We start from the raw sequence: 21,218 nt of genomic DNA on the forward strand, positions 1-21,218 counted from the left end.
TCGGGGCCCGACGGTCGATTCTACGGGATGCCGCCGGTGCGGCGCCTGCGTCAGCCGTCGGCGCTGCCGGCGAGCACCTCGAGCAGCAGCTCGACGGCGCGCGCGTAGCCGGGCACGCCCTCGCCGACCACGTGCACGGCGGCGACGTCGGCGACGTAGGAGTGATGGCGGAAGCTCTCCCGGTCGTACACGTTCGAGACGTGGACTTCGGCCACCGGCAGCGCCACCGCCGACAGCGCATCGCGCAGCACCACCGAGGTGTGGGTCAGGCCGCCGGGGTTGATGACGATGCCCGCGCAGTCGGTGCGGGCGGCGTGGATCGCATCGATCAGCACACCCTCGTGGTTGCTCTGGATCGCGCGCACCTCATACCCGCGCGCCGCCGCGGTCTCGCCCACCAGCCGCTCCACGTCGGCGAGGGTCTCCCGCCCGTACACGTCGGGCTCGCGGATGCCGAGGAGATTCAGATTCGGCCCGTTGACCAGCAGGAGTCGGCGCGGTGCGGCGGCGGCGCTCACCCGGCCACCTCCTGGTACGCGGCGAACAGCAGCGACTCGTCGGGCGCCTGCAGCACGGTCGGCTTGCCGATGTCGTCGAGCACGATGAACCGCAGCATCGAGCCGCGGGTCTTCTTGTCGCGCTGCATCGTGGCCAGCAACTGCCCCCAGGCACCGGCCCGGTAGGTGGTGGGCAGGCCCAGCAGCTCGAGGATGTCGCGGTGGCGCTGCGCGGCGGTGTCAGGCAACCGGCCGGCCAGCCGAGACAGCTCGGCGGCGAACAGCATGCCCACCGAGATCGCCGCGCCGTGGCGCCAGCGATACCGCTCGGCGTGCTCGATCGCGTGGCCCAGGGTGTGTCCGTAGTTGAGCACCTCGCGGAGTCCGGCTTCGCGGAGGTCCTCGCCCACGACGCGGGCCTTCATGTCGATGGCCAGTTCGATGCACCGGCGGAAGGCGGGGGTGGCCGGGTCGACCGCGGCTTTCGGGTCCGCCTCGATCAGGTCGAGGATCTCGGGATACCAGATGAACCCGGCCTTGACGACTTCGGCGAACCCGGCGACCCGCTCGTGCTCGCTGAGCGAGTCGAGCAGTTCGAGGTCGCAGATCACCGCGCGCGGCGGCCAGAACGCCCCGACGAGGTTCTTGCCCTCGGCGGTGTTGATGCCGGTCTTGCCGCCGACCGCGGCGTCCACCATGCCGAGCACGGTCGTGGGCACCTGCACCACGTCGACGCCGCGCAGCCACGTTGCGGCGACGAACCCGGCCAGATCGGTGACCGCTCCCCCGCCGAAGCCGATGACGGCGTCGGTGCGGGTGAAGTCCGCCTGCCCCATGACCTGCCAGCAGAACGCGGCGACCTCGACGCGCTTGCCCTGTTCGGCGTCGGGCACCTCGGCCAGCAGCACCTGCAGGTCCCCCGCGGCCATCAGGTCGGCGCGCAGCGCGGCGGCGCGCTCGGCGAGCGTGGGCGGATGCACGACGAGCACCCGCTGTGTGGCCGGAGCCAGCGCCGCGCGCACCGTCGAGAGGATGCCCCGGCCGATGGTGATGTCGTAGGGGCTGTCGCCGGCGACGGTGATCGTCGTCGTGTCGGTCATGTCCGGTCCTCCTGTCGCACCCACGCCACGATGCGGTCCACGACCCCGGCCAGCGGCCCGGTGGAGGTGTCGATCGTGACGTCGGCGGTGCTCTCGTACAGCTCGCGGCGCTCTTCGTAGATGCGCGTCCAGCGCGCCACGGGGTCCTCGCCCTCGGCCAGCAGGGGCCGTCCGCCGCCCCCGATGCGGCCGGCGACGGCGCGCGGGTCGACCGTGAGCAGGACGACCCGGTGGTCGGTCAGTGCGGCACGGGTGGTGGGGTCGAGCACGGCGCCGCCCCCCAGTGCCACCACGCCCGCCGAGGCGAGCGCCTCGGTGACGGCCGCACGCTCCAGCGCGCGGAAGTGCGCTTCGCCGTGCTGTGCGAACAGGTCGGGGATCGGTCCGTGATCGCGCACGACGAGCTTGTCGGTGTCGACGAACGGCACGCCGAGGACGCGGGCGACGCGACGGCCGACGCTCGTCTTGCCGGCGCCCATGGGGCCGATGAGGACGACGGCGCCGCCGGTCATGCGTGCTCGGCGCGGCTCGCCGTCGTGGTCTGCAGGTTCTCGGGGATCGCGGCGAGGTAGGCCTCGAGGTTGCGGCGCGTCTCGGCGACGCTGTCGCCCCCGAACTTCTCCAGCACGACGTCGGCGAGGGTGACCGCCACCATCGCCTCTGCCACGACACCGGCCGCGGGCACGGCGCAGACGTCGGAGCGCTGGTGGTGCGCGGTGGCGGCGTCGCCGGTGGCCACGTCGACCGTCCGCAGCGCCCGCGGCACGGTCGCGATCGGCTTCATGCCGGCGCGCACGCGCAGCACGGTCCCCGTCGACATGCCGCCTTCGGTGCCGCCGGCCTTGTCGGTGGAGCGGGTGATCCCGTCCTCGGTCGTGAACAGTTCGTCGTGCGCGGCCGATCCCCGGCGCCGCGTCGTCTCGAAGCCGTCGCCGACCTCGACGCCCTTGATCGCCTGGATGCTCATGAGCGCCTGCGCGAGCTTCGCATCCAGGCGCCGGTCCCATTGCACGTGGGAGCCCAGCCCCGGGGGCAGCCCGTACGCGAGCACCTCCACGATGCCACCGAGCGTGTCGCCGTCCTTGCGTGCGGCATCCACCTCGGCCACCATGGCCGCCGACGTGTCCGGGTCGAAGCACCGCAGCGGATCGGCGTCGAGCGCGTCGACGTCGTCGGGGGTGGGCAGCGAAGCGCCCTCGGGGGCCCGCACCGGGCCGATCGACAGGGTGTGGCTCACCAGGCGGATGCCGAGCTCCCCCAGGAACGCGCGCGCCAGGGCGCCGAGGGCGACCCGGGCGGCGGTCTCGCGGGCGCTGGCCCGCTCCAGGATGGGTCGTGCGGAGTCAAAGCCGTACTTCTGCATGCCGACCAGATCGGCGTGGCCGGGCCGCGGCCGGGTCAGCGGGGCGCCGCGGCCGCGGGAACGGTCGGTGAGCTCGACCGGCTCGGCGCTCATGACCTCGGTCCACTTCGGCCACTCGGTGTTGCCGATCCGCAGAGCGATGGGGCTGCCGAGAGTCGAGCCGTGAACGACGCCGGACGAGATCGTCAGCTCGTCCTCCTCGAACTTCATGCGCGAGCCGCGGCCGTAGCCGAGCTTGCGTCGGGCGAGGTCGGCCTGGATCGCGGCACGGGAGACGGGAACGCCTGCCGGCAGACCCTCCATGACGGCGACGAGTTCGGGGCCGTGCGATTCGCCGGCCGTGAGCACGCGGAGCATTGCTCTATCCTCCCATGAGCGCGCGCCGCATGACGGCCACCACTGACGGCTCGTCCGGCAGCGGCTGCGTCACTTCCCCCGTGGCGAAGACGCGGATCTGCAGCACCGCCTGGTGCAGCAGCATCCCGGCGCCGCTGACGGCGGCGCGGCCCACGCGCTCCCACGCCGCGGACAGGGCCGTCGGCCAGTGTCCGTAGACGACGTCCATGAGCAGTCCGCCGGCTCCGGCCAGCGCGTCGACGGTGGATTCCGGCAGCGTCACCCCGCCGGGCAGGGTCGCGATCGTGAGCGGTACCGTCCGATGCCCGGATGCCGCCAGCGGCACGGGCTGCACGGTGACGCCGAGCCGGGCGCCCAGCCGGGTCAGGCCGGCGGCGGCTTCCGGACGGCGGGCGGCCACGTCCACCCGCGTCGCCCCGAGCTCGGCCAGGGCCACGAGAGCGGAGGTCGCGGTGGCGCCCGCCCCGACGATGCGGGCGTCGGCCACCTGCCCGAGGCCCTCCTCCCCCAGCGCGGCGACGATCCCGCCCACGTCGGTGTTGAACCCGACGGGACCGTCCGCGGTCAGCCGGAGGGTGTTGACGGCGCCGGTCAGCTCGGCCCGCTCGTCGCGGCGCACGGCCGCCGCGTGGGCGACGGCCTTGAGCGGCATGGTCAGCGACAGCCCGCGGTACGACGCGTCCAGGCCGGCCAGCGCGTGGGCGAACCCGTCCTCATCGACCCGGCGCCGCCCGTAGGTCCAGTCCCAGCCGAGGTGCCGGTACGCGGCGGTGTGCAGGGCGGGAGACAGGCTGTGGTCGATGGGGTCGCCCCACACCTCGAGCGCGGTGGCCGGCATCGGTCAGCAGTCGCCGTTGTCGGGATTGTCGGCGCACCACTGGCGCCACTTCTCGACGAGCTGCTCGTGCTCGGCGTGGGTCTGCGCGAACTCGGTCTCCCCCGACGACGGATTGACCGTCACGAAGTACATCCACGGTCCGTCGGCTGGCTCCATCGCCGCCTCGATGGCGAGGTCACCGGGGTTGGCGATCGGTCCGAGGGGCAGGCCCGGGTACAGGTACGTGTTCCACGGGTTGTCGTCCTCGAGGGTCGAGGCATCGGAGCTCACGGTGCCGTCGTCCTCGTTCGCGCCGTACTGTGCGGTCGAGTCCATCTGCAGCAGCCCGTGCGTCTCGGTGTTGTCCGGCTTCAGCCGGTTCTGGATGACCCGCGAGACCTTGAAGAAGTCGTCGGAGAAGCGCGCCTCGCGCTGGATGATCGAGGCGATGGTGAGGATCTCGTGGCGACGGTCGACCGGGACGCCGGCGTTGTCGAGCGAGGTGACCGCGCGGTCGACCAGCGTCTGGATCACCTGGTCGGCGGTGACGTCCGGTTCGAACGTGTAGGTGGCCGGGAACAGCCACCCCTCGAGACTGTCGGCCGACACGCCGAACGCGGACGGGTCGGCGATGGCGGCTTCGAAGTCGGCCTGCGCGATCCCGGTGGCCTCGGCCAGCAGCGGGAGGGTCTGCTCGACGGTGAGGCCCTCGCGCAGCTGCGCCGTGTTCTCCAGCTTGTTGGCCGGGTCGGTGAGCGCCTCGAAAGCCGCGGCGGCGGTCATCTTCTGCTGCAGGGAGAACACCCCCGGCACCAGCAGGTTCGTGTCGGCGCCCGAGGCGATGAGGTAGTCGTAGAAGACGCCCGGCGTCTTGGTCACGCCCGCGTCGTGGAGCGTCTCGGAGATCGTGCCGCCGGTGTCGCCACTGGCGATCGTCACCGTCGCCTCGCCTTCGGCGATGCCTGCCTCGTAGTCCTTCGGCTCGGTCCACCCGAAGAACTCGCGGATGGGCTGCTCGTAGATGCTCCACACCCAGAAGCCGCCGAACACCAGTCCGCCCAGCAGCGCCAGCACGACGCCGAAGACGCTCCAGGCGGCGATGCGACTCTTGCGACGATCGCGGTCGTGATGCTTCTGCTGACCGTGGTGCCCCGCATCGTCGAAAAGCGCGTCGAGCGAGCCGGCCGCGGCGACCGGGTGCGGCTCCTCGGGCGAGGACGGTGCGTCCCGGCCCGCGGCCATCGCGGCGGTGACCACCGGATAGTCGGCCGCCCGGGCGGATGCCACGGGTTCGGGCGTCTCCGAGCGGTCGGAGGCGGCGGCGCGGGCAGCCGCCTCGCGGGCGGCACGGCGGCTCATCGGGGCCTGAGCGGCCCGGTCCCGGTCGGCCCCTGCCGCTGCGGCGGCGGAGGGGTCGGTGGCCGTGCGCGAGGATCGGTCCGCCGGGGTGGGCAGCCTGCTGAACAGGTCGGCGAACTGATCGTCGTTCGACGGCGTGCTGGGCATCAGGCGGACTCCGGGGATGTGGACACGAGCGAGCCGGTCGGGCTTCCGGTGCTCTTCTCGACGTCGATCGCCTGCTGCAGCAGGACGACGGCGGCGACTTGGTCGACAATCCTACGAGACGAACGCTGGGATCTTCCAGACTGGCGCAGCGCCGCATGGGCCGAGACCGTGCTCAGCCGCTCGTCGACGAGGCGCACGGGCAGCCCCGACGCCGCAGCGAGGTCACCGGCGAAGGCGCGGGCGTCGGCGGTGGAAGCGGTGTCGGTGCCGGCGAGACTCACCGGCAGGCCGACGAGCAGTTCCATCGCCTCATACTCGGCGGCGAGGGCGACGATGCGGGCGACGGAGTCCTCACCGCGCGGGACCGTCTCGACCGGCACCGCCAGCAGCCCGTCGCGGTCGCACCGGGCGACGCCGACGCGGGCGGTGCCCACGTCGATGCCCAGCCGGACCCCGCGACGGAACCCGGTCACGCGGCGGAACCCTCCAGCGCGGTGCGCACGGCGCTGAGCGCCGCGTCGACGGCGGTCGCATCGGTACCGCCGCCCTGGGCGACGTCGTCGCGCCCGCCCCCGCCGCCGCCGAGCACGGCGGCCGCCGTCTTCACGAGTGCGCCGGCCTTCGCGCCCGCGGTGCGGGCGGCGTCGTTGGTGGCCACGATGACGACCGGGCGCCCACCCACCTCGGCGGCGAGGGCCACCACCGCGGCATCCGAGCCGAGCCGGTCCCGCAGCTGGAGGGCGAGGGTGCGCACATCGTCGGCGGATGCCGCGGTGCCCAGCGACTGGGCCACCACCCGGTGCGCACCGATTCGCTGCGCGCTGTCGGCCAGCGCCGGGATCCGGTCGCCGAGCGCCTTCGCCTCGAACTGGGCGATCTTCTTCTCGGCCGCCTTCAGGCTCGCGGCAAGCTCCGCGATCCGCTCGGGCAGCTGGTCGCGCGGGGTCTTCAGGCTGGCGGTCAGCTGCGACACGATCGCCCGCTCGGCGGCGAGCTCGCGGAACGCGTCCAGACCCACCAGCGCTTCGACGCGGCGGTTGGAGGCGCCGACCGACGACTCGCCGACGAGGCTGATCAGCCCCACCTCGGCCGAGGTCGACACATGCGTGCCCGCGCAGAGCTCCCGCGACCACGGGCCGCCGATGTCCACCATGCGCACGGTGTCGCCGTACTTCTCGCCGAACAGCGCCACGGCGCCCAGTTCCTTCGCCTCGGCCAGCGGCAGGGTCCGGGTCGTGACCTCGAGGTTGTCGCGGACGGCGTTGTTGGCGATCTCCTCGATCTCCGACTTCGTCGCGTCGCTGAGGCCCTGGCTCCAGGTGAAGTCGAAGCGCAGGTACCCGGCGCGGTTGAGCGAGCCGGCCTGCGTGGCCGTCTTGCCCAGGGTGTCGCGCAGGGCGGCGTGCACGAGGTGGGTCGCGGAGTGCGCCTGGCGCGCCGCACGCCGGTTCGCGGCATCCACCACCGACGTGGCGGGCTGATCGACGCCCACCTCGCCGCTGGTGACCTCGACGGTGTGGCTGACCAGTCCCGGCACCGGACGCTGCACGTCGAGCACATCGAGTTCGAAGCCCGGGCCGACGATGACGCCCTTGTCGGCGACCTGCCCGCCCGACTCCGCGTACAGCGCGGTCTCGGCCAGGATCACCTCGGCGACCTGGCCCTGCGTCGCGCGGGTCACGGACTGCCCGTCGACCAGCACGCCCAGCACCCGCGACTCAGTCTGCAGGTCGGTGTACCCGGTGAAGACGGTCTCACCGAGGGCGCGCAGCTCGCGGTAGACGCTGACGTCGGCGATGGCGCGCTTGCGCGACTTCGCGTCGGCCTTGGCCCGCTCCCGCTGCTGCTTCATGAGCGTGTCGAAGGCGTCACGGTCGACGGAAAGACCGGCCTCTTCGGCGACCTCGAGGGTGAGGTCGATCGGGAAGCCGTAGGTGTCGTGCAGCAGGAACGCCTGCGAACCGTCGAGCGCGGCACCCCCGGCGCGCTTGGTGTCCTCGAGTGCCTGGTCGAGGATCGTGGAACCGGCGGCGAGGGTGCGCAGGAACGTCTCCTCCTCGGCGAACGCGTACTGCGAGATGCGCGGCCAGTCGGACTCGACCTCGGGGTACGCCTCCTTCATCGCGTCGCGGGAAGCGGCGAACAGCACGGGGAAGGTCGCGCCCTCGACACCGAGCAGACGCATCGCGCGGATGGCGCGGCGCATGAGACGGCGCAGGATGTAGCCGCGGCCCTCGTTCGAGGGCGTGACGCCGTCGGCCAGCAGCATGAGCGAGGAGCGGACGTGGTCGGCGACGACGCGGAAGCGCACATCGTCGTCGTGGTCGGCGCCGTAGGTCCTGCCGGACAGGGTCACCGCGGCGTCGAGCACCGGGCGGACCTGGTCGGTCTCGTACATGTTGTCGACGCCCTGCTTGATGAACGCGATGCGCTCCAGGCCCATGCCGGTGTCGATGTTCTTGGCGGGCAGCTCGCCGACGATGGTGAAGTCGGTCTTCGACTTCACGTCCGTGATCTCGTACTCCATGAACACGAGGTTCCAGATCTCGACGTAGCGGTCGTCGTCGGTGGCCGGGCCGCCGTCGACGCCGTAGGCGGGGCCGCGGTCGAAGAAGATCTCCGAGCAGGGGCCCGCGGGGCCGGGAAGACCCGTGCTCCAGTAGTTGGTGTCGCGGCCCAGACGCTGGATGCGCTCGGCCGGCAGCGAGGTCAGACGCAGCCACAGGTCGTGGGCCTCGTCGTCCTCCTCGTAGACGGTGACCCAGAGGTCCTCTGGGTCGAAGCCGAGACCGCCCTCGGCTTCCGAAGTGGTCAGCAGCTCCCACGCGTAGGTGATCGCGCCTTCCTTGAAGTAGTCGCCGAAGGACCAGTTGCCCATCATCTGGAAGAACGTGCCGTGGCGCGGCGTCTTGCCGACCTCTTCGATGTCGTTGGTGCGCAGGCACTTCTGCCGGTCGGCCACGCGCGGGTGCGGTGCAGGCACGTCGCCGCGCAGGTACGGGATGAACGGCACCATGCCGGCGACCGTGAACAGCAGCGCCGGGTCGGCGCTGACGAGGGAGGCCGACGGCACGATGACGTGCCCGTTCTTCTCGAAGTACGACAGGTAGCGCTGGGCGATCTCAGCGGTCTTCATGAGTGGATCCTCGGGCAAGCGGGCGCGATGTCAGCGCCCCGGCGGGGCGGATCGATCGACGCGGAAATCAGTCGGTGGCGGTGGTGCCGGCGCGGGAGGCGGCGTCGACGACGTCGGAGGCCGCTGCGGCGGCCTTGTCGACGGTCTCGGCGGCGGCATCCTTGACGTCTGCGGCCAGACCCTCGATCCGGGCCTCCTGGGCGCGGTAGGCCTCGCCGATCCGGTCGGCGAACTCGGAAATGCGCGCATCCACCTCGGCGAGCACCTCGTGCCCGCGGGGGTCCTTGTTCATCAGGTGCGCGGCGACGAACCCGCCGGCGATGCCGAGCACGAACCAGAGCGCGTTCTTCATGGGTTCCATGTTAGGCGTAAACGCCACAGGGCGCCGGGGTGGACCCCCGACGCCCTGGGACGTGGAACGTGAGTGGAGACTCAGCGCGCGGCGTAGTACTCGACGACGAGCTGGACTTCACAGGTCACGGGGACCTCGGCACGCTTCGGGCGGCGCACGAGGCGCGCCTGCAGCTTGTCGAGCTCGACCTCGAGGTAGGCCGGGACCGGGGGCAGGACCTCGGCGTGACCACCGGCGGCGGCGACCTGGAACGGCTCGAGGGACTCGCTCTTCTCCTTGACGTGGATGAGCTGGCCCGGCTTCACACGGAAGGACGGGCGGTCGACGAGCTGACCGTCGACGAGGATGTGCCGGTGCACGACCAGTTGGCGGGCCTGCGCGGTGGTACGGGCGAAGCCGGCGCGCAGGACGAGGGCGTCCAGACGCATCTCCAGCTGCTCGACCAGGTTCTCACCGGTCAGGCCGTCCTTGCGGCGAGCCTCGTTGAACTGGATGCGCAGCTGCTTCTCGCGGATGCCGTACTGCTCGCGCAGACGCTGCTTCTCGCGGAGGCGGACGGCGTAGTCGCTGTCGGCCTTGCGCTTGGTGCGGCCGTGCTCACCCGGAGCGTACGGACGCTTCTCGAGGTAGCGGGCGGCCTTGGGGGTGAGGGCGACGCCGAGGGCGCGCGAGAGGCGCACCTTGCGACGGTCCTGAGCCTTCGATGCCACGAAGATTCCTTTCGATACGCGGCGGTGACTGTCACCGCTCGCGGACGTATCTCCCGCTCCTCGCCCTGTCCGGACTGCACGCCGGGGCATGCCGGAAGGTCTTGGTCGGAGGAGGGGGATGCCCGAAAACCCGGTTTCGAGCCGACCAAGTCTAACAGAGACCGGGATGCGGCCGCTGCCGACCGGGGCCTACTCCCCCAGGATCTTGCGGATCTTCTCGAGCCGGGCGCCGATGTCGCGTTCGAGCCCGCGCGCGGTCGGGTCGTAGTAGCGGCGGCCGCGCAGCTCGTCCGGGAGGTACTGCTGCCGGGCGACTCCGACGTCGAGGTCGTGCGGATACACGTAGCCCTTGCCGTGACCGAGCCGCTTCGCGCCCGGATAGTGCGCGTCACGCAGGTGCGTCGGCACGCGGCCGAAGCCGCCCGCGCGCACGTCGGCGATCGCCGCGTCGATGGCGGTGTAGGCGGCATTCGACTTGGCTGTCGTGGCCAGGTAGGCGGTCGCCTCGGCCAGCGGGATCCGGCCCTCCGGCATCCCGATGAAGGCGACCGCGTCCGCCGCGGCGACGGCGATCTGCAGCGCCTGCGGGTCGGCCAGCCCGATGTCCTCGGCGGCCGAGATGACCAGCCGCCGTGCGATGAACCGGGGATCCTCCCCCGCCTCGATCATCCGCGCGAGGTAGTGCATCGCGGCATCCACATCGGACCCGCGGATCGACTTGATGAAGGCGCTGATGACGTCGTAATGCTCGTCACCCTGCTTGTCGTAACGCAGCAGGGCCCGGTCGACGGCCTGCGCGACGTGCTCGGCGGTGATCTCTGCCGCGTGCTCGTCGGCCATCGCGGCCGCCGCTTCCAGCGAGGTCAGCGCGCGCCGCGCGTCGCCGGATGCCAGCTGGATCAGCGCCGTGCGGGCTTCGGGCGTCAGCGTGAGGGCGCCGGCCAGACCCCGCGGGTCGGCGACCGCCCGGTCGATCAGCAGCCCCAGGTCGTCGTCGGTCAGCGGCTGCAGCGTGAGCAGCAGCGAGCGGGACAGCAGCGGCGCGATCACCGAGAACGACGGATTCTCGGTGGTCGCGGCGATGAGGATCACCCAGCCGTTCTCGACCCCCGGCAGCAGCGCGTCCTGCTGGGCCTTGGTGAAGCGGTGGATCTCGTCGAGGAACAGGATCGTCGACGTGTCGTACAGGTCGCGCCGGGTCATCGCCTCCTGCATGACCTCGCGCACGTCCTTGACCCCCGCGGTGACGGCGGACAGTTCGACGAAGCGCCGTCCCGACGTGCGCGCGATCGCCTGCGCGAGCGTCGTCTTGCCGGTGCCCGGCGGGCCCCACAGGATCACCGACACGGCGCTCTTGCGCCCCGGCTGGGGGTTGGCCAGTCCGATCAGCGGCGACCCGGGCTTGAGCAGGTGCGCCTGCCCGGCGACCTCGTCGAGCGAGATGGGGCGCATGCGCACGGCGAGGGGCGTCTGGCCCCGGAACAGTGCGGTCGCGTCGGTCATCCGTCCAGGCTAGCCGCGCCCGCCGACGCCGACGCGTTTGTCCGCCGCGCCGGGGCGCCGTAGGCTTTTCACGCCCCGGAACACCGGGAATCGAAGGAGGTCCCGTGGCGACGGGTGCAGGGAAGAAGAACGCGCGCGCGGAAAGCGAACGCGCACGGCTCTATCAAGCGCGCCGGCAGTTCCACGCCGGCACGGTGCGACGCCGGACCCGGGACAACCTGATCGCCGGCGTCGGCGGCGGCGTGCTGATCCTGGCGATCCTCGGCGCCCAGTGGGCGTACTTCACCGCCGGACCCGGCCGGCCCGAGCCGACTCCGGCCTCCACGTCCACGCCCGCGCCTTCCCCCGAGCCGACCCCTTCTGCGTCGCCGGAACCGGATGCGTCGCAGACGCCCGCGCCCGATCCGACCGCTACGACGAGCCCATCGCCCGACCCTGCCGAGTAGGCCGCGCCATACTAGGCTGTGAGCCGACCGAACCCCCATGCGGCGTGCGCCGCGACGAGGTGTAATCCGTGACTTCTCCCACCACCCCCGAACCCGCCGAGAACGCGCGCGACGACGCATCGCCGGAGCCCTCCGAGGCGACCGCCGCAGCCGCGCCGGAGACGACCATGGCCGAGGCGCCCGCGACGCCGGTTCCCACGCCGCGCCCGGCTCCGAAGCCCACGCCGGGTCGGATCCCGACGCCGGCGCCCGGGCCGGTGCCCGCACCGCCGGCCGCGGTGCCCGCCACACCTTCGGCGGGGGGCGAGCCGTGGGGGCGCGTCGACGAGGACGGCACCGTGTCGGTGCGCGAAGGCGACCAGTGGCGCGTCGTCGGGCAGTACCCCGACGGCACCCCGGCCGAGGCGCTCGCCTACTTCGAGCGCAAGTACGCCGACCTGGCCGGCGAGGTCGCCCTGCTGGAGGGGCGGCACCGCAGCGGCGGCGCCGCGGCCTCGGACCTGCGGGCCACCGCGAAGGCCGTGCGGGAGCGGGTCACCGGGGCCATGGCCGTCGGCGACCTGGCGGCGCTGGAAGCGCGCCTGACGGCACTGGACGAGCAGCTGAGCGAGGCCAGCGCCGAAGAGGCGCAGGCCCAGCGCGAGGCCGTCGAGGCCGCGATCGCCGAGCGCACCGGCATCGTCGAGCGGATGGAGGCTCTCGCCGCGCGCGATCCGAAGTCGATCCAGTGGAAGCAGACCACGGCTGAGATCACCGCGCTGTTCGAGCAGTGGCAGACGCACCAGAGCACCGGTCCGCGCCTGCCCAAGTCGGTCGGACAGCAGCTGTGGAAGCGATTCCGTGACGCCCGCTCCGTGCTCGACAAGCACCGCCGCGAGTTCTACGCCGGCCTCGACGAGCAGCACAAGGCCGCCCGCGACGCGAAGACCCGCCTCATCGAGCGTGCCGAAGCGCTGGCCAGCCGCGGCGAGGACGGCATCGCCGCCTACCGCACGCTGCTGGACCAGTGGAAGAGCGCCGGACGCGCGGGCAAGAAGGCCGACGACGCCCTCTGGGCACGGTTCAAGGCCGCGGGTGACGCGCTGTACGCCGCGCGCGCCGACCGCGAGAACGCCGAGATCGAAGCCTCCAAGGAGAAGATCGACGCCAAAAAGGAGCTGCTGACCGAAGCGGGCGCCATCGCCAAGGAGAAGGACACCGCCAAGGCCCGGTCGCTGCTCACCGGCATCCAGCGCCGCTGGGACGACATCGGTCGGGTGTTCCCGCGCGACGTCGAGCGCGGCCTGGACGACCAGCTCCGCAAGATCGAGCAGGCCGTCAAGGCGCGCGAGGACGCGGAGTGGAAGTCGAACAACCCCGAGACCAAGGCTCGGCAGAACGACATGACCTCGCAGCTGCACGAGGCCATCGCCAAGCTCGAGGCTGAACTGGCCGAGGCGGAGAAGTCGAAGGACAAGAGCCGCATCGCGCAGGCGAAGGACGCGCTCGAGGCCCGTCGCGGCTGGCTCAAGGCACTCGGCGGCTGACCGGCGCTTCCTCCCCAGCGCGGGAGGCATCGGCGTTCTCCACAGGTCGTCGGAGCGGGATGCCGGCGCACGGCCGGACTGCGCCACACTGCCAGCATGTGGCCCTTCCTGTACTTCGCCGGCGAACGGCTGTCCACGGCGGAGCTGACCGCGGCGCGCCTGGACGGCGACGTGGTCGAGATCGGCGAGGGCTTCATGCCCGCCGACGCCGTGGAGACGCGGGAGCTGCGCGCGGCATCGCTGCGCGGGTTCATCCGGGACACGCTGGCGGTGACGCATGAGTCGGCGGCCTGGGTGCACGGCGCGCTCGCGCAGCCGCCGAGCCCGCACCTGGTCCAGCGGGTCGTCCCGCACCGCATCCACCATGTCCTCGACACCCGCCTGCGCTACCGCGATCTGCGCCTGCCGCCTGCCGACGTGATGCTCATCTCGGGGCTGCACGTGGCGTCGCCGGTGCGCACGCTGGTCGATCTCGTGCGGGAGGCGGTGGGCACCGGCGGGGACACCGCCGCCGTCGAGGCGATGTGCCTCTGGCGCCCCACGTTGCCGCAGGCGGCGATCACGTGGCTCGAGAACGCGCAGCCGCTGCACCACAAGCGGGCCGCCCTGGCCTACCTGCGGGAGCGTCAGGAGGTCGTGACGCGGTAGACGTCGTAGACGGCGTCGATGCGGCGCACGGCGTTGAGCACGCGGTCCAGGTGCACGGTGTCGCCCATCTCGAACACGAAGCGGCTGATGGCCAGCCGGTCGTTCGAGGTGTTCACGCTCGCCGACAGGATGTTCACGTGGTGCTCGCTGAGCACGCGGGTGACGTCGCTGAGCAGACCGGAGCGGTCTAGCGCCTCGACCTGGATCTGCACCAGGAACACGCTCTTGGAGGTGGGCGCCCAGGCGACGTCGATCATGCGCTCCGGGTCGGTCTTGAGCGACTTCACGTTCGAGCAGTCGGCGCGGTGCACCGACACGCCGCTGCCTCGCGTCACGAAGCCGACGATTTCGTCCCCGGGCACCGGGGTGCAGCACTTGGCGAGCTTGACGAGGATGTCGTCGGCACCGCGCACCAGCACGCCGGAGTCGCCGGCCCGCGGTGCCCGCCGGCGGCCGACCGGCAGCGTGATGGCGCCGGTCGACGTGTCCTCGTGCGCGGCCACCAGTGCGCTGACCTTCTCGATCACCGACTGGGTCGACACGTGCCCTTCGCCGACCGCGGCGTACAGGGCACTGACATCCTCGTACCGCAGCTGCTGGGCCACCTCGGTGAACGAGTCCTGGCTCATCAGGCGCTGCAGCGGCAGGTTCTGCCGGCGCATCGCCCGGGCGATGGCATCCTTGCCTTGCTCGATGGCCTCTTCGCGGCGCTCCTTGGTGAACCAGCCGCGGATCTTGCTGCGGGCGCGGGTGCTCTTGACGAAGCTCAGCCAGTCCTGGCTCGGTCCCGCGTCGGGGTTCTTCGAGGTGAACACCTCGACCACGTCACCGGAGTGCAGTTCGGATTCCAGGGGCACGAGCCGGCCGTTCACCTTGGCGCCCATCGTGCGGTGGCCGATCTCCGTGTGCACGGCGTAGGCGAAGTCCACCGGGGTGGCACCGGCGGGCAGGCCGATGACCCGGCCCTTGGGCGTGAAGACGTAGACCTCCTTCGCGCCGATCTCGAAGCGGAGCGAGTCGAGGAACTCCCCCGGGTCGGCCGTCTCGGCCTGCCAGTCGGAGATGTGGGCCAGCCACGCCATGTCGGTGTCGACGGCGCCCTTGCTCTCGCCCTTGCCGCTGTTGACGCGCTCCTTGTACTTCCAGTGCGCGGCGACGCCGTATTCGGCCTGCTGGTGCATCTCGTTGGTGCGGATCTGGATCTCGACCGTGCGGCCGCCGGGGCCGATGACGGTCGTGTGCAGCGACTGGTACAGGTTGAACTTCGGTGTCGCGATGTAGTCCTTGAACCGGCCCGGCAACGGTGTCCAGCGAGCGTGGATCGCGCCGAGCACCGCGTAGCAGTCGCGCACCGTGCCCACCAGCACCCGGATGCCGATCAGGTCGTAGATGTCGTCGAACTCGCGGCCGCGCACCACCATCTTCTGGTAGACGGAGTACAGCTGTTTGGGCCGGCCCATGACGCGGCCGCGCAATCGCAGCTCGCGCAGGTCGGACTCGACGGCCTCGATGACCGACTGCACGTACTGCTCACGCTGCGGGGTGCGCTGTTTGACGAGGCTGTCGATCTCGGCGTAGAGCTTCGGGTGGAGCACCGCGAACGAGAGGTCTTCGAGCTCGTTCTTGATGGCCTGGATGCCGAGGCGGTTGGCCAGCGGCGCATAGATCTCGAGCGTCTCGGTCGCCTTCTTGGCAGCCTTGTGCGGAGGCACGAAGCCCCAGGTGCGCGCGTTGTGCAGCCGGTCGGCGAGCTTGATCAGCAGCACGCGGATGTCCTTGGACATCGCCACGATCATCTTGCGCACCGTCTCGGCCTGGGTGGCGTCGCCGTACTTGACCTTGTCGAGCTTGGTGACGCCGTCGACGAGCATGGCGACCTCGTCGCCGAACTCCGCCGTCAGCCGGTCGAGGCCGTAGTCGGTGTCCTCGACGGTGTCGTGCAGCAGTGCGGCCGCGATGGCGCGCGGCCCGAGACCCAGCTCGGCGAGGATCTGCGCCACCGCGAGCGGGTGGGTGATGTACGGCTCGCCGCTCTGCCGCTTCTGACTCGCGTGGGCCCGCGCGGCGACCGTGTACGCCCGCTCGATGAGTGCGGTGTCGCCCTTCGGGTGGTGGGTGCGGACCGTGCGGGTCAGCTGTTCGATGCCGTCCCGTGAGGGCGCGCGCGAGAAGATCCGCGGCACGAGCCGGCGCAGCGAGGAACTCTGTGCGGGCGGCGCGCCCGCGGTGGAGGCCGTCTCGGCCATGGGCTCACCTCCCTCTGCAGAATCTCAATCCTACGCCCGAGGGCGGTGCGGACGGCTCAGGCCTGGACGGCGGCGAGCTCCCGCGCCTCGAGGATCCGGGCGTCGCGCGTCTTGATGTCGGGTTCGCCCTCGCGCATGAACGAGAACAGCGGCGCGGCGACGAACAGCGTCGAGTATGCGGCGATGATGGTGCCCACGAAGATCGACAGCGAGATGTCGGTCAGGGTCTGCGCACCGAGCCACAGGGCGCCGATGAACAGGATCGCACCGGTGGGCAGCGCCGCCACGACGGTCGTGTTGATCGAGCGCACCAGCGTCTGGTTGACGGCGAGGTTGACCGACTCGCCGAACGTCCGGCCGGATTTCTCGCCGTCCTCATGCGTGTTCTCGCGGATCTTGTCGAACACCACCGTCGTGTCGTACAGCGAGTACGACAGGATCGTGAGGAATCCGATGACCGCCGCCGGCGAGATCTCGAAGCCGCACAGCGCGTACACGCCGATCGTGATGATGAGCACGTCCAGCAGGCCGACGATCGCGGCGACCGACATCTTCCAGGTGCGGAAGTACACGGCCAGGATGAGGAAGGTCAGCGCGAGGAAGATCGCCAGGCCCCACAGGGACTGCCGGGTGACGTCCTGACCCCAGCTGGGGCCGATGAACGAGGCGCTGACCTGCTCGACCGGCACGCCGAAGGTCTCGGCCAGTGCGGCGCTGACCGCGCGCGTCTCGGCGTCGGACATCTGGTCGGTCTGGACGCGGATGGCGTCCTCGCCGATCGTGGTGACCTTCGTCGTCGCGCCGGGCACCACGCCCTGGACGGCCGCGGAGGCGGCCGCCTGGTCGGGGTCGGCGACCTCGTTGACGGTGAACTGGGAGCCGCCGGTGAACTCGATGGAGAACTCGATGGGCCGGAACAGCGGCACCAGGGCCGAACCGATCACCAGGATCGCGGCGATGATGAACCACAGCCGGCGACGCCCGACGAACGGGAAGGAGGTCTTCCCGGTGTAGAGGTTGTTGCCGAACTCGCTCATGGTGGCCATCAGCGGTCCCCCTCCGTGGTCGAACGGCCTTGCGCGTTCTGCTCGGCGAGCTTGCGTTCGGCGATGGTCTGGCGGCGCTCGGCCTCGCCACGCGACCGTCCGGCGCGGCGCGCCGCCGAGCCCTTGGCGCCGGCGACCGACACCGGTGCGCGGAACTGCGCCCGGCCGCGGTAGACCGCGCCCAGTGCATCGGGATCGAGCCCCGACAGCGGGTGCCCGCCCCCGAAGAACCGCGTGCGCGCCAGCAGCTGCAGCACCGGGTGGGTGAACAGGATGAAGATCAGGATGTCGATGACCGTGGTCAGACCCAGCGTGAACGCGAAGCCCTTCACCGTGGCGTCGGCGAGGATGTACAGCACGACGGCGGCGAGGATGTTGATCGACTTCGAGATGTAGATCGTGCGCTTCGCGCGACCCCAGCCGTCCTCGACCGAGCTGGTGATCGACTTGCCGTCACGCAGCTCGTCTCGTATTCGCTCGAAGTACACGATGAACGAGTCGGCCGTGAACCCGATCGTCACGATCAGGCCGGCCACACCGGCCAGCGACAGGCGGAAGCCCATGCGCCAGGCCAGGATGCACAGGGTGATGTAGGTGAGCACACCCATCACGACCAGCGACGCGATGATGACGAAGCCCAGGGCGCGGTAGACGACCAGGGAGTACACCGCCACCAGGGCCAGGCCGATCAGACCGGCGACCAGACCGATCTGCAGCTGCTGGGTGCCCAGCGTCGCGGAGATCGAGTTGCTGCTCTGCACTTCGAAGCTCATCGGCAGCGCGCCGTACTTCAGCTGGTCGGCGAGGGTCTTGGCCGTCTCCTGCGTGAAGCTTCCGGTGATCTGCGGCTTGCCGTCGAGGATCACGGCGTTCATGGACGGCGCCGACAGGATGATGCCGTCGAGCACGAACGCGAACTGGTTCTGCGGCGCGGTCTGCCCGTACAGGCGCTGGCTGATCTTGCCGAAGGTTTCGGTGCCCTCGGAGTCGAACACCAGGTTCACGGCCCACTGGCCGTTCTGGCTGTTCATGCCGAAATTGGCGTCCGCGATGGACGAGCCGTCGAGCTCGACGGGGCCGAGGATGAACTTCTGCGTCTTCGTGTCGTCGCAGGTGATCAGCGGCTGGTCCACGGGTGCGGATGCCGGATCGTTGGCCGCGTCGGTGCAGTCGTACGCGAGGAATTGCGCGTACAGGGCGTCGGTCACCCAGTTGGGGTCGCTGCCGTCGGTCGGGGCGACCGTGGGCGTCGCGTTGAGCGTCGGGTCGGGCGTCGGGTACGGCGTCTCGTTGCCGTCCTCGCCGATGAACGACGTGGACGCGCCGGCGGTGTAGATCACGGCCCGCAGCTGCAGCTGCGCGGACGCCTCGATGCGGTTGCGGGTCTCCTCGTCGGCCTGGCCCGGGATCTGCACGACGATCTGGTTGCCGGCCTGGGTTGTGATGTCCGCCTCGCCCACGCCCGATGCATCCACTCGCTGGCGGATGATCGACGCGGCCTGGTCGAGCTGCTCGGGTGACGGGGCGGCCCCGTCCGTGGTCTGCGCTTCCAGGACGATCTGCGTCCCACCCTGCAGGTCGAGCGCCAGTTCAGGCAGCCACGAGCTCTCCTTGAAGGCGTACACGCCCAGTGCGTTGATGCCGAACAGCACCACGGTCAGCGCGAGCAGTCCGGTCAACGCGCGCCAGGCATGGCGGACGGGGGTGGGTGTGGCCACGGAGGGTCAGCTTTCTGCGAGCACCGCGTCGCGGTGGGAAGTCAGGCCTGGGGCTTGTCGTCCGCGTCCGGGGCCGGGGTGTCGGCGGCGGAGGGCTCTTCGGCGGCGTCGGCCGGGGCGTCGTCCATGGGGACCGACTCGGGCTCGACCACGCGCAGGATCGACTGGCTGTGCACCTCGATCTCGACGCCGGGGGCCAGCTCCACGCGCGCCGACTTCGAGAGGTCTTCGGCGTCGTACTCGACGAGCGTCGCGTACAGGCCGCCCTGGAGGAGCACCTTCACACCCGGCAGCAGCTGGCGGGCCTTGGTCTCCTGCTCTTCCTTCATCTTCTTCTGACGGCGCCGCGAGCTCCAGAACATGAAGACGATGAGCAGCAGCAGCATGAGCAGGAGCCCGTACTGCGCGAAGAAGCCGGCGAATCCGCCTACCTGCTCGGGGGACTGCGGCGTCGTTGCGAAGATCATGGAGGGAGGGGCACCTTTCACGGTGTGTGCGGCGCACGCGGCGCTGCGTCGGGAGAATGCGGCGAAAGCCTTCAGCGATTATAGGTCATCGAAACTCAGCGCACCGTCGGGGTGCGGGACGCCCACGTGCGCGTACGCCTCGGGCGTCGCGATGCGGCCGCGCGGCGTCCGTCCCATCAGGCCGATGCGCACGAGGTACGGCTCGACCACCGATTCGATGGTCTCGCTCTCCTCGCCGACGGTGACGGCGAGGGTGTTGAGCCCGACCGGGCCGCCGCGGAACCGGCGGATAAGCGCGTCGAGCACGGCGCGGTCCAGGCGGTCCAGGCCGATCGCGTCGACGTCGTAGAGGTCGAGCGCGGCCGCGACGTCCTGCTCCGTGGCTCCCCCGCCGGCGTCGCCGTGCACGATCACGTAGTCGCGCACGCGACGCAGCAGCCGGTTGGCGATGCGGGGCGTGCCGCGGGAGCGGCGTGCGATCTCGGCACGCGCCGCCGCGGGGACGGCCACGCCCAGCACGGTGGCCGAGCGGGCGATGACCTGCTCGAGCTCATGGGGCTCGTAGTACTCCAAGTGCGCGGTGAACCCGAAGCGGTCGCGCAGCGGGTTGGGCAGCAGGCCCGAGCGGGTGGTCGCGCCCACCAGGGTGAACGGCGCCAGGTCGAGGGGGATGCTGGTGGCGCCGGCGCCCTTGCCCACCATGATGTCGATGCGGAAGTCCTCCATGGCGAGATAGAGCATCTCCTCCGCCGAGCGGGCCATCCGATGGATCTCGTCGATGAACAGCACCTCGCCGGGGACGAGGCTCGACAGCAGGGCCGCCAGGTCGCCGGCGTGCTGGATCGCGGGGCCGCTCGACAGGCGCAGCGGGCGGTCGCTCTCGTGCGCGACGATCATCGCGAGGGTGGTCTTGCCGAGCCCGGGCGGGCCGGACAGCAGGATGTGGTCGGCGGGCCGCTGCTGCAGGCGGGCGGCGTCCAGCAGCAGCTGCAGCTGACCGCGCACCTTCTGCTGGCCGATGAACTCCGCCAGTGACCCCGGCCGCAGGGCGCCTTCGACGGCGAGTTCGCTCTCGTCTTCGGGAAGCGCCGGGTCGACGGCGCCGTCGTGCGGCTCAGGCACCGGTCTGCTCCCGCTGGGCGCGGTCGCCCCGGGCCGGACCCAGGTGCGCCAGCGCGAGCTTCAGCAGCGCGGGCACGGTCGTCGCGTCCCGCGCTGAGGGCTCGGCGGTCACGGCGCCGACGGCGTCGGTGGCCACCCGTTCGTTCCAGCCCAGTGCCATGAGCGCGGCGACCACCTGACCGGCGACCGGTGAAGCGGCGGCCGGTCCCCCGCCGGCGGGCACGGCGGCGACGGCGAGCTTGCCGGCCAGCTGCACCGCGATCAGCTTCGCCGTCTTCGGGCCGATGCCCGACACACGGCGGAACGGCGCGTCGTCTTCGTCGGCGACGGCCTGGGCGATCTGCGCCACCGTGAGGGCGGACATGACGCCGAGCGCGGACTTCGGTCCCACGCCCGACACGCTCAGCAGCTGGCTGAACACGGTGAGCTCTTCCCGCTCACGGAACCCGTAGAGAGACAGCGCGTCGTCGCGGACGATGAGGGCGGTGTGCAGCACGATGTCGTCGCCCAGGTGGAACTCCCGCGCCAGCGGTGCCGGCACGGCCACGGCGAAGCCGACACCGCCGACGTCGACGACGACGCTCTCGGCGTCGAGATGCAGGACGCGTCCGCGCAGCGAAGAGATCATGCCGCCAGCCTACGCGGCATTTCGGACATT

20 protein-coding genes are annotated in these 21,218 nt (G+C 71.2%); 3 read left to right on the top strand and 17 right to left on the bottom strand.

Going from position 1 to position 21,218, the window contains the following annotated elements; translation table 11 throughout:
* Positions 1-50: 50 nt before the first annotated feature.
* The 11 genes from aroQ to ACQ143_RS01605 all read right to left on the bottom strand — a co-directional run bounded on the left by aroQ (position 51) and on the right by ACQ143_RS01605 (position 11,341).
* Positions 51-518 carry a type II 3-dehydroquinate dehydratase gene (gene aroQ, locus ACQ143_RS01555; protein ID WP_449568965.1) on the bottom strand — a complete coding sequence of 156 codons (468 nt, stop codon included), beginning with the start codon at positions 516-518 and terminating at the stop codon, positions 51-53.
* Positions 515-1,597 carry a 3-dehydroquinate synthase gene (gene aroB / locus ACQ143_RS01560; RefSeq protein ID WP_449568966.1) on the bottom strand — a complete coding sequence of 361 codons (1,083 nt, stop codon included), beginning with the start codon at positions 1,595-1,597 and terminating at the stop codon, positions 515-517. Before aroB ends, aroQ begins: the two co-directional genes overlap by 4 nt.
* Positions 1,594-2,109, bottom strand: coding sequence for a shikimate kinase (locus ACQ143_RS01565; protein ID WP_449568967.1), 516 nt, complete (start codon positions 2,107-2,109; stop codon positions 1,594-1,596). Before ACQ143_RS01565 ends, aroB begins: the two co-directional genes overlap by 4 nt.
* Positions 2,106-3,317, bottom strand: coding sequence for a chorismate synthase (gene aroC / locus ACQ143_RS01570; protein WP_449568968.1), 1,212 nt, complete (start codon positions 3,315-3,317; stop codon positions 2,106-2,108). The genes ACQ143_RS01565 and aroC overlap by 4 nt, the downstream gene beginning before the upstream one ends.
* A gap of 4 nt (positions 3,318-3,321) precedes the next feature.
* Positions 3,322-4,155 carry a shikimate dehydrogenase family protein gene (locus tag ACQ143_RS01575; RefSeq protein WP_449568969.1) on the bottom strand — a complete coding sequence of 278 codons (834 nt, stop codon included), beginning with the start codon at positions 4,153-4,155 and terminating at the stop codon, positions 3,322-3,324.
* A 3-nt stretch (positions 4,156-4,158) separates the two neighbouring features.
* A complete protein-coding gene (gene mltG / locus ACQ143_RS01580) occupies positions 4,159-5,640 on the bottom strand; it encodes an endolytic transglycosylase MltG (protein WP_449568970.1) in 1,482 nt (493 codons plus the stop codon).
* Complete coding sequence (ruvX, locus tag ACQ143_RS01585; RefSeq protein WP_449568971.1) at positions 5,640-6,113, bottom strand: Holliday junction resolvase RuvX; 474 nt, start codon at positions 6,111-6,113, stop codon at positions 5,640-5,642. Before ruvX ends, mltG begins: the two co-directional genes overlap by 1 nt.
* Positions 6,110-8,776, bottom strand: coding sequence for an alanine--tRNA ligase (alaS, locus tag ACQ143_RS01590; protein WP_449568972.1), 2,667 nt, complete (start codon positions 8,774-8,776; stop codon positions 6,110-6,112). Before alaS ends, ruvX begins: the two co-directional genes overlap by 4 nt.
* A 67-nt stretch (positions 8,777-8,843) precedes the next feature.
* Entirely contained in the window at positions 8,844-9,128 is a 285-nt protein-coding gene (locus tag ACQ143_RS01595) for an ATPase (protein ID WP_449568973.1), read from the bottom strand.
* Between the two features lie 80 nt (positions 9,129-9,208).
* Entirely contained in the window at positions 9,209-9,838 is a 630-nt protein-coding gene (gene rpsD, locus ACQ143_RS01600; RefSeq protein ID WP_449568974.1) for a 30S ribosomal protein S4, read from the bottom strand.
* A 189-nt stretch (positions 9,839-10,027) separates the two neighbouring features.
* A complete protein-coding gene (locus tag ACQ143_RS01605; RefSeq protein WP_449568975.1) occupies positions 10,028-11,341 on the bottom strand; it encodes a replication-associated recombination protein A in 1,314 nt (437 codons plus the stop codon).
* Between the two features lie 104 nt (positions 11,342-11,445).
* Here ACQ143_RS01605 and ACQ143_RS01610 point away from each other — a divergent pair, with 104 nt between their 5' ends.
* The 3 genes from ACQ143_RS01610 (at position 11,446) to ACQ143_RS01620 (ending at position 13,961) form a co-directional block, all read left to right on the top strand.
* Complete coding sequence (locus ACQ143_RS01610; protein ID WP_449568976.1) at positions 11,446-11,787, top strand: dioxygenase; 342 nt, start codon at positions 11,446-11,448, stop codon at positions 11,785-11,787.
* 68 nt (positions 11,788-11,855) lie between these two features.
* Positions 11,856-13,313 (top strand): DUF349 domain-containing protein, encoded by a 1,458-nt coding sequence (locus ACQ143_RS01615; RefSeq protein WP_449568977.1) that lies wholly within the window; start codon positions 11,856-11,858, stop codon positions 13,311-13,313.
* 96 nt (positions 13,314-13,409) lie between these two features.
* Positions 13,410-13,961: an SAM-dependent methyltransferase gene (locus ACQ143_RS01620; RefSeq protein WP_449568978.1), complete on the top strand. Its 552-nt coding sequence runs from the start codon at positions 13,410-13,412 to the stop codon at positions 13,959-13,961.
* Here the strand turns inward: ACQ143_RS01620 and ACQ143_RS01625 are convergent.
* From ACQ143_RS01625 to ruvA, 6 genes are all read right to left on the bottom strand, one after another.
* Positions 13,940-16,207, bottom strand: a complete 2,268-nt coding sequence (locus tag ACQ143_RS01625) for a RelA/SpoT family protein (protein WP_449568979.1) — start codon at positions 16,205-16,207, stop codon at positions 13,940-13,942. The two genes, ACQ143_RS01620 and ACQ143_RS01625, sit on opposite strands and share 22 nt — an antisense overlap.
* 56 nt (positions 16,208-16,263) lie before the next feature.
* Positions 16,264-17,253 (bottom strand): protein translocase subunit SecF, encoded by a 990-nt coding sequence (secF, locus tag ACQ143_RS01630; protein WP_449568980.1) that lies wholly within the window; start codon positions 17,251-17,253, stop codon positions 16,264-16,266.
* Entirely contained in the window at positions 17,253-18,971 is a 1,719-nt protein-coding gene (gene secD, locus ACQ143_RS01635; protein ID WP_449568981.1) for a protein translocase subunit SecD, read from the bottom strand. Before secD ends, secF begins: the two co-directional genes overlap by 1 nt.
* Positions 18,972-19,012: 41 nt before the next feature.
* Entirely contained in the window at positions 19,013-19,438 is a 426-nt protein-coding gene (locus ACQ143_RS01640; protein WP_449568982.1) for a preprotein translocase subunit YajC, read from the bottom strand.
* Positions 19,439-19,516: 78 nt separating this feature from the next.
* Positions 19,517-20,560, bottom strand: a complete 1,044-nt coding sequence (ruvB, locus tag ACQ143_RS01645) for a Holliday junction branch migration DNA helicase RuvB (protein WP_449568983.1) — start codon at positions 20,558-20,560, stop codon at positions 19,517-19,519.
* A complete protein-coding gene (gene ruvA / locus ACQ143_RS01650) occupies positions 20,553-21,188 on the bottom strand; it encodes a Holliday junction branch migration protein RuvA (RefSeq protein ID WP_449568984.1) in 636 nt (211 codons plus the stop codon). Before ruvA ends, ruvB begins: the two co-directional genes overlap by 8 nt.
* Positions 21,189-21,218: the final 30 nt, after the last annotated feature.

Source organism: Microbacterium pollutisoli, from assembly GCF_053586795.1.